Raw genomic sequence first — 13,203 nt, 5'->3', positions numbered from 1 at the left:
CTCAGAGTTCATCGACCATCTCGCCGGAGCGCTTGCGGAACAGGCGCAGGCCCAGCGCGCACAGCGCCAGCGCCAGCAGCGCCGCCGGCAGCAGCTCGCCCCATTGCGGCGCGCGGGCGTCGACCAGGATGTGCTGGTAGGCGCCGATCACCGCCGCCAGCGGGTTGTAGCGCAGCGCCTCGCGCACCGGCGCCGGCAGCGCGGCGGCCGGATAGACGACGGGCGTGAACCAGAACCAGAATTGCAGCACGATGCCGAAGAACTGGGCGACGTCGCGGAAGAAGACGTTGAGCACGCCGAGCACCATGCCCAGCCCGATGGCCAGCAGCACCTGCAGCAGCAGCACCGGGAACAGGGCCAGGTAGACCGGGCCGGGGAAGGTGCCCGACAGCAGCAGGAAGGCGGTAAACAGGCCGAAGATGATGGCGAAGTTGACCAGCGCGTTGAGCACCACGATGACGGGCAGGCAGATGCGCGGGAACTGCAGTTTCTTGATCAGGTTGGCGTTGTCGATGAACATCGTCTGGCTGCGCGTGACGATCTCGGCGAACAGGCCCCAGGTCAGCACCCCGGCGCACAGGTAGATGCTGTAGGCGAAGGTGCCGCTGTTGCCTTGCAGCCGGCTGCTCATCACCTGCGAAAAGATCACCGTGTAGACCACGATCATGGCCAGCGGATTGAGCACCGTCCAGGCGGCGCCGAACAGCGAATTGCGGTAGCGCGACTGGAATTCGCGCTTGACGCTGCCGAGCACGAAACCGCGGTAGCGCCAGATCGCGCCGAGCAGCGCGCGCGCCATCAGCGCGCCGCTCCGCGGTGGCGGCGGGAACGGCCGGGGCGGCGGCGGGTGCGGATCGGGTTCGTCATCGGTGCGGGGCGCGGGGCCGGGTGGCAAAGCGGCGGATTATAGCATGGCGCCCATGGCGCGCATCCTAGCTGCGCGCCAGCTTTTGCAGCGCCTGCGGGTCGACGATGATCAGGCGGTGGGCGCCTTTTTTGATCACCCCCTGCTGCACCAGCGCCAGCAGGGTGCGGGTGACCGTCTCGCGGCTGGTGTTGATCATGTTGGCGATGTCCTGGTGGGTCGGCAGGTTTTCCACCACCTCGACGTTGTCGGCCTGTTTTTCCTTGATCAGCTCGAGGAAGGTGTAGATGCGCTTGGCGGTGTTGCCAATGCTCAGCAGGGCGCGGAACTCGGAGTCGCGCTGCACCTTGGCCGCCAGGAAGCGCAGCATCTGGTTGGCCACCGACGGCGAGTGCGAGAACAGGTGCAGGGCGGTGGCGCGCGGCAGCAGCGCCACCAGCACCTGGGTCAGCGCCACCACCGAGGCCGAGCGCATGGTGCCGTTGATGACGGCGATCTCGCCGAAGAAGTCGCCCGGCGCGAGCATGCGCAGGCCGATGGCGCGCCCGTCCTCGGTGATGTCGACCACCTGCAGCTGGCCCTGCAGCAGGAACAGCAGGCTGTCGCCGCTGGCGCCCTTTTGCAGCACCACCTCGCGCTTGGCGTACTGGCGCACGCGCAGGTCGGCGCGCACGCGCAGCATTTCCTCCTCGGTCAGCTCGGCGAGCAAGGGGATCTTGCGCAGGTGGATCTGCATGTTGACCGGCTGGCCGGCCTGCAGCGCGGCCAGCGCCTCCTCGGCCGTGAGCGTGACCGCGCCCGGATCGGTGGCCTCGGTCATGGGCGGGCGCCGGCGCCGGGCGCGGCGCGCGGGGGAAGGGGGGAATGCGTCATAAGTCGAGAAAAATCCGCTCGGTGTCACGGCCGGCGCGCGGCGCCGTGTTAGAAGTTATCCCAGCGCCAATTGAGCTGGACCAGTCGGCTATTATATTGAAACAGCGAGATGTTTTCCTGATTTCTTATCGCGCGCCACTCCAGCTGCAGGCTTTGGCGCGCGCTGAACGACCATTGCAGCGCCGCCCGCAATTGCCGGGTGTCCTGGTGGCGCACGATGTCGATCTGGTCGGGCGCGTAGACGTCGTCGCTGCGCCATACCTGGCGGGTGGCGCCCAGGTCCAGGCGCAGCTTGTCGCCCAGCGGCTGGCTCAGCTGCAGCGCGCCGTACCAGCCCTGGCGGTCGCCGCCGAGCCGGCCGTTCTGGCCGCGGTCGACCAGGCCGCTGAGCGAGGCGGTGAGCTGACGCGCGCCGCGCCAGGACAGGCTCGAGCCCAGTTCGAACGTGGTCGAATCGTAGCGGGTGCGGGTCGGATAGCGCATGTGGCTGACGCTGCCCAGCAAGGTCCATTGCAGCTTGTCGGCCAGCACCAGCGGCGGCGTGGCGCGCACTTGCAGCTGCTCCTGGCGCTGGTACAACTGGTTTTGCAGCCGCAGCGCGCTCAGCGCCACGGTGCCGTAGCCGCGCCAGGCCCCCCATTCCCACGGCCGCTCGTAGCCCACCAGCAGCGAGGCGTAGTCCTGTTCGTCGACGTGGTCGTTGCGGCGCACGTGCGCCTGCGCCAGCAGCAGCGAACCGTTCTCGTCGATCTGCTGCATGTAATCGAGGCCGGCCGAGCTGTGGTGGTCGGCCTTGGGGCGGAAGTCTTCGGCCAGCTCCCACTGGATCAGGTTGCTGCCGCTGCCGGTGCTGAACAGCGCGTTGCTGGCGCCCTGGTTGACGTTGTTGTCGTAGCCGCGCCCCAGGGTCGCCACCCACAGCGCCTTCCACGACGGCTTGGTGTTGCAGCCGCGTTCGCGGTTTTGCCGTATCAGTTCCTGGATGCCGGGCGGCGGCGCGAAGCGCGTCTCGATCTCGCGGAACAGCCGCTCGGCCTCGTCGGCGTGGCCCAGCGCGCACTGGCTCAGCGCCAGGTCGAGCCAGGCGCCGGCGTGGCGCGGCTGGTCGGCCAGAAAGCGCAGCAGCAGGGCGGCGGCGCGCTCGGGCTGGTCGTTGGTCAGCGCCCGCATCGCCTCGCGGTACAGGGTGGCGTCGCCGGCCGGCGCCGCCGCCTCGCCCGTGGCTGCCGCCGCCTCGCCGGCCGCGGCGGTGTCGGCGGCGGTCGCGGTCGCGGCGGGGGCGTTGGCGGTGGTGTCGGCCGCCGGCGCGGTCCCGGCCAGGCTGAGCGACACCAGCAGGGCGCTCAGCGCTCCCATGGCGGCGCCTCCAGCGTATATAGTTGCAGCGGGCGCTCCTTGCCGCGCAGCGTGTGCTCGCCCAGCGGCACGAAGGCGTGGCGGCTGGCGCGTTGGCGCGTGCCCTCGCCGATGATGACGTCGTACGGGAAATCGCGCGCGGCCTGCTCCAGGCGGGCGGCGGTGTTGACGCTGTCGCCGACGGCCGTGTAGATGCTGCGCGCGGCGCTGCCGAAGTCGCCGGCCATGGCCAGCCCGCTTTCGACGCCGATGCGCACCCGCACCGGGGCCAGCCCGTCTTCGGCGCGGCGCTGGTTGAAGCGCGCCACGGCGGCCAGGATCGCCCCGGCGGCGTCGAGCGCGAGGTTGGCGTGGTCGTCGTTGGGCAGCGGCGCGCCCCAGAACGCCACCAGGCCGTCGCCGGTGTATTTGTCGAGCGTGCCGCGCAGCGCCAGCACCGGGCGCGTCAGGCAGTCGAGGAAGTCGGTGGTCAGGCGCGCGGCCGCCTCCACCGACAACGCCTCGACGTGGGTGGTGTAGCCTTGCATGTCGGCGATCAGGGTGGTCACCTGCAGCTGGCGCGGCGCCAGCGGGTCCTGCAGGTTGCTGCGCAACAGTTCGTCGACGACGTCGCCGGCCACGTACTGGCGCAAGGTGTCGAGCAGGCGGCGCGAGCGCTGCTGCGCCAGCTGCCAGTGGAACGGCACGGCGGTCGTCAGCAGGAACAGGCTCGACACGAGCGGCCCGGCCGGGCCGTAGCGGTCGTCGTGGGGGGTGACCAGGTGGGCCAGCAGCAGCCACAGGCCGGCGCCGGCCGCCAGCAGCGCCACGTTGGCCGCCGCCGTCATGCGCGGCAAGGTGTAGCTGGCCAGGCCGGCGACGGCCAGGCAGAACAGCACCGCCACGGCCGCGCCGGGCCACGGCGCCGGCGCCAAGCCGGCCTGGCGGTCGAGCAGGCCGGTGAGCATGGAGGCGTGCACCAGCAGGCCGGCCGTGAGCGGCGCCAGCGGCGTGGGCACGCGGTCGCCGATGCTCAGCGCCGACGAACCCACCAGCACCAGGCGCCCGGCGACGAGCTCGGGCGGCACGCGGCCGTCGAGCAGGTCGGCCGCCTTGGCCCAGGTGTAGGCGTCCCACGCGCGCGCGTACGGCACCCGGACCGGCCCGGCGCCGGCCGGCGCCGCCGGCGCGCCGCCGGCGCAGCAATCGAACAGCGCGCGCGACAGCGTCGGGTACCAGCGGCCCTCGAAGGCGGTGTACATCGGCACCCGGCGCAGCATGCCGTCGGCGTCCGGCGCCACGCCGATGTTGCCGACGTGGGCGGCGCCGGCCAGGCCGGCGTGGTTGGCGATGTAGCCGTGCGCCGGGACGGCCGCCGCCGCCAGGGCCGGCGCCGGCGCCAGCCCGGCGCCCAGCACGCCGGCGCGCAGCGCCTCCTGGCGCCGGCCGAAGTCGAACAATTGCGCCAGCACCAGCGGCGCATGGCGCGCCAGCATCGCCATGCGGGCGTCGCCGCCGGCGTCGGCCGGCTTTTCCTGGAGGATGTCGAGCGCCACGCCGCGCGCGCCGTCGGCCAGCAGCGCCTCGACCAGGTCGGCCATGCGCGCGCGCGACCAGGGCCACGGATAGCGCTGCAGGCTCGCCTCGTCGATGTCGACCAGTAGAATGCGGGGATCGGGGCGGGTGTCGGCCTGCAGGCGCAGATACTGGTCGCGCACCCAGTCGTTGGCGCGCCCGGCCACGCCGCCCTGGTCCCATTGGAACCAGGCGGTGATCAGCACGGCCGCGATGGCGAGGCCGTTGCGTGCCAGGGCGGTGAGGGAGGGCGGGCTGCGCAAAATAGTGTGGTCGGTGGGAAGGGCGGCCGCTGGGGGCGCGTCAAGCTGTAAGCTATTGCCCAGTAGTAAAAATAATACGCGAGTATAACGTCCCGATCGCCGCCCCAACAAGCAAATATTAATTATATTACAATAATATGTCGCGTCAGCGCTCGCCGTGTGCGGGTTTTGGCCGCAAATTGTATCCAAATGCAAGAAAGTGACCTTCGTCACATACTTTAAAGCAGGATGGCGCAAAATGCGATACTGAAGGGGAATATCATGCGCAAACAATTTCATCTCGTTTTATTAGTCGCCGCGCTGCTCGGCGGCGTCGGCGCGAGCGCCGGCGCGCTGGCCGGGCAGGCTGGAACGGTCGTGTTCGTCACTGGCGGCGCCACGCTTGGCGCCCGCCCGGCCGTGCTCGACGCGGCGGTGCAGGAGGGCGACGAGCTCACCACCGGCGCCGACGGCTATATATATGTGAAGACGGTCGACAACGGCTTTCTGGTGCTGCGTCCGGGCAGCAAGGCGCGCATCGTCGCCTACCATATCGACGACAAGAATCCGGCCAACACGCGCGTCAAGTTCGAATTGACGAGCGGGGTGGCGCGCAGCATCTCGGGCACCGGCGTCAAGCAGGCGCGCCAGAATTTCCGCTTTAACACCCCGGTCGCCGCGATCGGCGTGCGCGGCACCGATTTCGTGGTCTACACCGACGACAAAACCTCGCGCGTGACGGTGGTCGCCGGCGGCGTGGTGGTCAGCGGTTTCGCCGGCGGCTGCGGTCCCGACGGCGGCGGACCGTGCGAGGGCGGCGGCAGCCGCGAACTGTTCGCCGGCCAGGCCGGGCTGATGCTGCAGGTCGAGCGCGGCCACACCAGCCCGCAACTGCTGCGCGGCCAGGTGCTGTCGCCGGCGGAGAAGGGCCCGCCGGCGCGCCCCGATGAGCCCAGCGGCAAGATCGGCGCCCCGGGCGCCGGCGGCGCAGAAGTCAATCTGGACGCCCAGAAGTCGGGCAACGTCCTGACCGGCAACAAGCAACTGAACCCGGCCGGCACGGCGGCGCCGAACGTGCAGCCGCCGCCCGAGGTGGCCATCTCGCCGTTGCCGCTGACGCCGTTGCCGCAGCCGGTGACGGTGTTGCCGCCGGTGGTCAATCCTGGGCCGACCGAGGTGATCTGGGGACGCTACGCCGCCATTGCCGGCGCCGCCGCCGACAACGCCGTCACCGACAAGATCAAAAGTGGCAGCTACGCCAACCCGGCGTTCCTGGGCGACTATCAGATCGCCCGCTTGAAGTCGAGCGCGTACGTCCCGCCGCGCGAGGGCACGGCCTCGTTCGCGCTGGCCGCCAGCGAGGCGACGTTGCAGCGCACCGACCGGGTGGCGGTGCCGGCTTCGGTGCAGGGCGCGTTCCTGACGGTCGATTTCGGCGCGCGCACCTTCCAGACCGGCATGACCGTGGTGGGCGACGAGATGCGGGTGCCGGTCAATATCAACGGCGACGTCACCCGGCTGGGCGAACTGGTCAATAGTTCCCTGCTGACCAATTCGCGCATCAAAGGTTATCTCGGCGGCGCCAATGCGGAAGAGGCGGCTTATTTATTCCAATATAAGACATTCGGTGTCACGGTCAACGGCGCCACTGCCTGGCGTCGGTAGCGATTTAATATCGTCGGTGAATATCCCGGTGCCGCGCCCGCGCGCGGTGCCGTTAAAACGGGTGATGCGGCATCGGCGGCGTCACCCGTTTTGCGTAAACGATCTGATGTGATATAAAGTGCGCCGGATAGAGTGTTGTCTTAAGCAATAGTGGGAATTGGTGATTATTTGTGTTTTCGCATACATAATCGACTGCTAATTAACAACTTGTTGCAAATTCCGTGGAAAAACCTTTTGATTTGTGATGCCCGTCACAACAATTGTTCTGCGGTATGGCAATATACTCCTACCTTCTGCAAAAGGGTTCAGTGTCATACGGCGCTGTATGCTCTGAACTGCGGAATTCAATGGTTTAAACCAAAAACTTTTTAAGGAATCATCATCATGGCGGCATCTGACTACTTCGGTATTGTTCAACAACTGTACGTTTCCTACTTCGGCCGTCCTGCAGACACCTATGGCCTGCAAGCCTTCGCTGAGCGCATGGACGCCGCTGGCGCGCCAAAAACCCTGACCGAACTGAACGAAGCAGCGCAAGCCGCTCCGAATTCGGCCGTCGGCCAACTGGTTTCGAGCTTCAATAACGCACAAGAGTCGATCGACCTGTACGGCACCGGCACCAGCCGCATCGAAATCTCCAAGTTCGTCAACGCGATCTACAAAAACATCCTGGGCCGCGACGCCGACACCGAAGGCGGTACCTTCTGGATCAACGCCATCGTCAACGGCAACCTGACCAAAGCCAACGCAGCACTGGCCATCACCCTGGGCGCGCTGGGTAACACCACCCCGCAAGGCTTGCTGGATGCGCAGACCGTGACCAACAAAACCACCGTCGCCACCACCTTCACCGATTCCCTGGACACCATCCCTGAAATCAACGCCTACTCGGGCAACGCCGCCGCAGGCGTCGGCCGTGATCTGCTGACCGGCGTCAACAACACCACCGACCTGACCGCCTACAACGCGAACATCAACGCCGCCATCGGCGTGATCACCGCGCCACCAGTGGTGACCACCGCGCTGACCGAAACCACCGATAACGTGCTCGGCGGCGCCGGCAACGACGTCTTCACCGGCACCGGCAAAACCTTCACCGCACTCGACAAGATCGACGGCGGCGCCGGCACCAACATGCTGACCGTGCTCGATCCGGACGGTTCGTTCACCGCCGGCCTGCCAGCAGGTTCGAGCATCAAGAACATCCAGGTGTTCAACGTCACCACCTCGGCCGGCATCACCGGCACTGCCAGCAGTGTGTATGACACCACCACGATCACCGGCCTGACCACGCTCAACGCCACGACCGCTGGCGTTGTCAATGTCAAGGTTGCTGAAACCGTTAGCTCGACCATCACCAACACCACCGCCGACGCTGTAACCGTCGCTGGCGGCAAGTCGGCCACCATCACCAACGGTGCCGGCACCGTCATCGTCAACGGCAACGCCGGCGGCCTGACCGCTGTCTCCGTTACCGGTGGTAAGGACGTTGCCATCAACACCGCCGCTGTCACCGGCGCGGTCGACGTGCTGACCAACGTTTCGCTGTCGGGCAACACCGGCGCGACCGCCACCATCCAGTCCGACGCGCTGACCAGCCTGTCGCTGAAAGGCACCGCAGTCGGCGCCACCGTGACCGCAGCTGCCGCTACCCGCGCACTGACCGTCAACGTTGACGGCGTCACCGGCGGCGCAACCGTCACCGACGCAGAAGCCACCTCGCTGACCCTGAACGCCACCGGTGCAGCATCGACCGTGACCCTGGCCGCCGACAAAGCGACCACCCTGGCCGTGACCGGCGCCAAAGCCGTTTCCGTCGCCCTGGGCGCAACCGCAGCCCTGACCGCCATCGACGCTTCGGCTTCGGCTGGCCTGACCCTGACCTCGACGCTGGCTAGCGGCGTGGCCTTCACCGGCGGCGCCGGCGCCGACACCATCACCGTTGGCGCAAGCACCAAAGCCATCGTTCTGGGCGCTGGCGACGACGTCGTCAACCTGTCCGTCGCTGCTCTGACCGGCACCATCGCCGGCGGCGCTGGCTCCGACACCCTGGCGCTGTCGGCAGCTAACGCTGTCACCGCTTCGGCTGACGCAGCCCTGGCTGGCAAAGTCACCGGCTTCGAAGTTCTGAGCCTGGGCGCTGTCGGCGCCGGTTCGGCCATCAACCTGGCCAACCTGAACAACGCTGGTGCCAACACCATCACCAAAGTGATCGTCGCTGGTGCTACCGCCGCGCTGACCGTCAACGGCATGACCGCGAACAACACCGTTGAGTTCACCGGTACCGCCACCGGCCAGACCACCACCGCCAACCTGGCCGACAACACCGGCACCGCCGACACCCTGAACGTCAGCATCAAAGCTGCCGTTGCTGGTATCAGCGCCGGTACCGTTGCCGCCGCTGGTGTCGAGACCGTCAAGTTCGCAACCGACGACACCGCCACCACCACGACCGGTATCCAGCACGCCGCCACCCTGACCGACGCTGCCGCTAAAGCCATCACCGTGACCGGCGACGCCGGCCTGGCGCTGACCTTCGCTGGCACCGCGCTGACCTCGTTCGACGCTTCGGGCGTGACCAAGGGTGCCGTAAGCTGGACTTCGGGTGACCTGGCTGCCGCCGCTACCATCACCGGTGGCGCTGGTGCCAACACCTTCGACCTGGGTGCTACGACCAAAGCAATCACCGTCACCGGTGGCGCAGCGGTTGACACCATCACCACCGGTTCGGGCGTTGCTGTTGTCAACACCGGCGCTGGCGCCGACGTCATCACCCTGGGTTCGGGTGCTGCCACCGTCAACGCTGGTGCAGGCAACGACATCATCAACCTGGGCACCGGCCTGAGCGTTGTTACCGGCGGCGCTGGTACCGATTCGTTCAGCCTGGCTGGCGTGACCGTCACCAACGGCAACACGTACGCGACCATCGCCGACTTCACCGTTGGTGAGACCATCGCCTTCACCGACGCTGGCGCTTACGCTGGTTCGGCCACCCTGGGCGCCAAACTGGCCCTGGCCGGCACCGCCGCCTTCGCCGACTTCCTGGGCGCAGCTACCGCTGGCGCCACCGCTGGCGAAATCAAGTGGTTCCAGTTCGGTGGCGACACCTACGTTGTCAACGACGCTTCGACCGCCACCTCGTTCGCCAACGGTGTTGATCAAATCGTTAAGCTGACCGGTCTGGTCGATCTGTCGGCCAGCACCACCAGCGCCGCCGGTATCGTGACCTACGTCGCAGCTTAATTCCCACCGGAATAGTGCCGGGCTTACCCCCGGCATGAGCTGAAGCAGGGCCAGACGCGAGTCTGGCCCTGTTTTTTTATGGGTGTCACCGGCGTGGTGTCGCTTGAATCGCGAAAATTGTGATGTGCATCACATAAATCGCACGGATTGGCTTATAATCTGTCCTGTTGGAAAATTACGGACGGCCGCCCGCCCGCGCCACCTCCACCGCTTACGCACCCATATGAAAACACTTCTCGATACAAAAAATGAAATCCAGCTGGCGTTGGCCGGCTTCAAGCGGACGTTCTACACCGTCGGCGTGTTCAGCGGCATCACCAACCTGCTGATGCTGGTGCCGTCCTTGTACATGCTGCAGGTCTACGACCGCGTGCTGGGCAGCCGCAACGAGATCACCCTGCTGATGCTGACCCTTGGCATGCTGGGCGCCTACGTCGTCATGGGCGCGCTCGAGTTGATGCGCAGCTTCGTGCTGGTGCGCGTCGGCGCCAAATTCGACATGACGCTCAACAAGCGCGTGTATTCGGCCGCCTTCGAACAAAACCTCAAGCGCAGCGGCGGCAACGCCGGGCAATCGCTGCAGGACCTGACCAATATCCGCCAGTTCCTGACCGGCAACGCCTTGTTCGCGTTTTTCGACGCCCCGTGGTTCCCGGTGTACCTGGCGGTGATCTTCGCCTTCGACATGTGGCTCGGCCTGTTCGCGCTGGGCGGCACCATCTTGCTGGTGATCCTGGCCTTCGTGAACGAGGCGGTGTCGAAAAAGCCGCTGGCCGAGGCCAGCGGCATGGCGATCATGGCCACCAACCTGGCCACCAACAACCTGCGCAACGCCGAGGTGATCGAATCGATGGGCATGTTGCCCAACCTGATGGCGCGCTGGTTCAAGCTGCACACCCGCTTCCTGACGCTGCAGGCCGAGGCCAGCGAAAAAGCCGGCACCGTCTCGGCGGTGACCAAGTTCGTGCAAGTGTCGATGCAGTCGCTGGTGCTCGGCCTGGGCGCGCTGATGGTGCTGGAAAACCGCATCAGCCCCGGCATGATGATCGCCGCCTCGATCCTGCTGGGCCGCGCGCTGGCGCCGGTGCAGCAGGTGATCGGCGTATGGAAAAGCTGGAGCGGCGCGCGCAGCGCCTACGAGCGGCTGGTCAAGCTGCTGGAGGAAAACCCCAAGCGCGAGGCCGGCATGGAACTGCCGCGGCCGTTGGGCCAGATCAGCGTCGAGGGCGTCAGCGCCGCCGCGCCGGGCAGCAAGGCGCCGGTACTCAAGGCGGTCAGCTTCGTGGTGTCGCCGGGCGACGTGGTCGGCGTGATCGGCCCGAGCGGCTCGGGCAAGTCGACCCTGGCGCGCCTGCTGGTGGGCGTGTGGCCGGCCACCGTGGGCAAGGTGCGCCTGGACGGCGCCGACATCTATCAATGGAATAAGGCCGAGCTCGGCCCGCACATCGGTTACCTGCCGCAGGACATCGAACTGTTCGGCGGCACCGTCAGCGACAACATCGCCCGCTTCGGCGACGTCGATCCGGAGCAGGTGGTGCTGGCCGCGCAGCGCGCCGGCGTGCACGAGATGATCCTGCGCCTGCCGCAGGGCTACGACACCGCGCTCGGCGACGGCGGCGCCGGCCTGTCCGGCGGCCAGCGCCAGCGCCTCGGCCTGGCGCGCGCGATGTACGGCGACCCGGCGCTGCTGGTGCTCGACGAGCCGAACTCCAACCTGGACGATATCGGCGAACAGGCGCTGCTGGCGGCGATCAACGATTTGCGCCGCCGCGGCAAAACCATCATTCTGATCACCCACCGCACCAGCATCATCGGCGCCACCAGCAAGCTGTTGCTGCTGCGCGACGGCATGGCCGAAACCTACGGGCCGACCAACCAGGTGCTGGCCGCGCTGCAGGAGGCGGCGCAGCGCCAGGCGGCGCAACAGGCCGGCGCCGGCCTGCAACAAGCCCAGGCGCAGCAGGCCCAGAACGCCCAGCAGGAACAGGCGCGCGACGCCGTGCACGCGGCCGAAGCCATCAAGGAACAGGAGTAAACGATGTCGAACCAATTGATCGAAAAAAAGGACGAGGCCGTCGAGGTCATCAGCCATGACGTCACGCCGCTGACCGTCAACACCGACGCCCGCGCCTATGCGCGCCTGGGCTGGCTCATCGTGCTGCTCGGGGTGGGCGGCTTCTTCCTGTGGGCCTTCTTCGCGCCGCTCGACAAGGGCGTGCCGGTGGTCGGCACCGTCGCCTCGGAAGGCAACCGCAAGACCGTGCAGTATCTGCAGGGCGGCATCATCGAGGAAATCCTGGTCAAGGACGGCGACCGGGTCAAGGCCGGCCAGACGCTGGTGAAAATGAACGATGTGCAGCCGCGCGCCCAGGTCGATATGGTCAGCAGCCAGCTACTGGCCGACCGCGCCGCCGAGGCGCGCCTGATCGCCGAGCGCGCCGGCAAGAAAACGGTCGCCTATCCGGAGTCGCTGCTGAGCAAGCGCAACGACCCGGCCACCGCCACCGCCATCGCACTGCAGGACCAGTTGCTGCTGGCGCGCCAGATGGCGCTGCAAAACGAGATGGCCGCCTACGAGCAAAACGTCGCCGGCCTGAAAAGCCAGATGATCGGCCTGACGGCCTCGCGCGACAGCAACAAGGAACAGGCCGCCATCCTCAAGGAGCAGGTCGAGAACCTGCGCGACCTGGCCAAGGACGGCTATGTCGCCCGCAGCCGCCTGCTCGACGTCGAGCGCAACTACGCGCAGGTCAACGGCTCGATCGCCGAAATCAACGGCAATCTCGGCCATTACCAGCGCCAGATCGGCGAGATCTCGGCGCGCCGCCAGCAGCGGCTGCAGGAGTACCAGAAGGAGATCAACACCCTGCTCGCCGACGTCCAGCGCGACCGCGAAGTGGCCGAGACCAAGCTGCGCGCGCTGCAGGCGGACCTGGAAAACGTCAACGTCAAGTCGCCGGTCGACGGCGTGGTCGTCGGCCTGAACGTGTTCACCAAGGGCGGCGTGGTGCAGTCCGGCTTCCACATGATGGACGTGGTGCCCAACGGCGAGGCCTTCGTGGTCGAGGCGCAACTGCCCGTCAACCTGATCGACAAGGTGCATGTCGGCCTGCCGGTCGAATTGATCTTCTCGGCCTTTAACACCAACAAGACGCCGCACATCGCCGGCGTGCTGTCGCAGGTGTCGGCCGACCGCACCACCGACGAGCGCACCGGCGCGGCCTACTACAAGATCCGCGCCAAGGTCTCGCCGGAAGGCTTGAAGACGATCGCGCACAAGAAGCTCGACGTGCAGGCCGGCATGCCGGTGGAGATGTTCATCAAGACGGGCGAGCGCAGCATGATCAGCTACCTGCTCAAGCCGGTCATGGACCGCGCCAAAACCTCGCTGACGGAGGAATGATC

8 protein-coding genes are annotated in these 13,203 nt (G+C 67.1%); 4 read left to right on the top strand and 4 right to left on the bottom strand.

The features are described from left to right. Position 1 precedes the first annotated feature (1 nt). The 4 genes from AC0IYS_RS25815 to AC0IYS_RS25800 all read right to left on the bottom strand — a co-directional run bounded on the left by AC0IYS_RS25815 (position 2) and on the right by AC0IYS_RS25800 (position 4,911). Positions 2–799: an ABC transporter permease gene (locus AC0IYS_RS25815; protein WP_471707847.1), complete on the bottom strand. Its 798-nt coding sequence runs from the start codon at positions 797–799 to the stop codon at positions 2–4. Positions 800–932: 133 nt separating this feature from the next. Further along, positions 933–1,685 carry a Crp/Fnr family transcriptional regulator gene (locus tag AC0IYS_RS25810; protein WP_471707846.1) on the bottom strand — a complete coding sequence of 251 codons (753 nt, stop codon included), beginning with the start codon at positions 1,683–1,685 and terminating at the stop codon, positions 933–935. A 101-nt stretch (positions 1,686–1,786) separates the two neighbouring features. Beyond that, entirely contained in the window at positions 1,787–3,094 is a 1,308-nt protein-coding gene (locus AC0IYS_RS25805) for a tetratricopeptide repeat protein (RefSeq protein WP_471707845.1), read from the bottom strand. Next, a complete protein-coding gene (locus AC0IYS_RS25800) occupies positions 3,082–4,911 on the bottom strand; it encodes a CHASE2 domain-containing protein (RefSeq protein ID WP_471707844.1) in 1,830 nt (609 codons plus the stop codon). The genes AC0IYS_RS25805 and AC0IYS_RS25800 overlap by 13 nt, the downstream gene beginning before the upstream one ends. Before the next feature lie 261 nt (positions 4,912–5,172). Here AC0IYS_RS25800 and AC0IYS_RS25795 point away from each other — a divergent pair, with 261 nt between their 5' ends. The 4 genes from AC0IYS_RS25795 (at position 5,173) to AC0IYS_RS25780 (ending at position 13,201) form a co-directional block, all read left to right on the top strand. Continuing rightward, positions 5,173–6,555, top strand: coding sequence for a FecR family protein (locus AC0IYS_RS25795; protein ID WP_471707843.1), 1,383 nt, complete (start codon positions 5,173–5,175; stop codon positions 6,553–6,555). A 384-nt stretch (positions 6,556–6,939) separates the two neighbouring features. After that, entirely contained in the window at positions 6,940–9,798 is a 2,859-nt protein-coding gene (locus tag AC0IYS_RS25790; protein WP_471707842.1) for a beta strand repeat-containing protein, read from the top strand. 223 nt (positions 9,799–10,021) lie between these two features. Then, positions 10,022–11,833, top strand: a complete 1,812-nt coding sequence (locus AC0IYS_RS25785; RefSeq protein ID WP_471707841.1) for a type I secretion system permease/ATPase — start codon at positions 10,022–10,024, stop codon at positions 11,831–11,833. A 3-nt stretch (positions 11,834–11,836) separates the two neighbouring features. Then, the gene (locus AC0IYS_RS25780; protein ID WP_471707840.1) at positions 11,837–13,201 is read left to right on the top strand and encodes an HlyD family type I secretion periplasmic adaptor subunit; all 1,365 of its coding nucleotides are present in this window, start codon (positions 11,837–11,839) and stop codon (positions 13,199–13,201) included. Positions 13,202–13,203: the final 2 nt, after the last annotated feature.

The sequence above is a fragment of the Duganella sp. AC237 genome (assembly GCF_979254035.1).
Note: the sequence above shows the minus strand (reverse complement) of the source record. Positions and strands in the feature narration are given on the sequence as shown.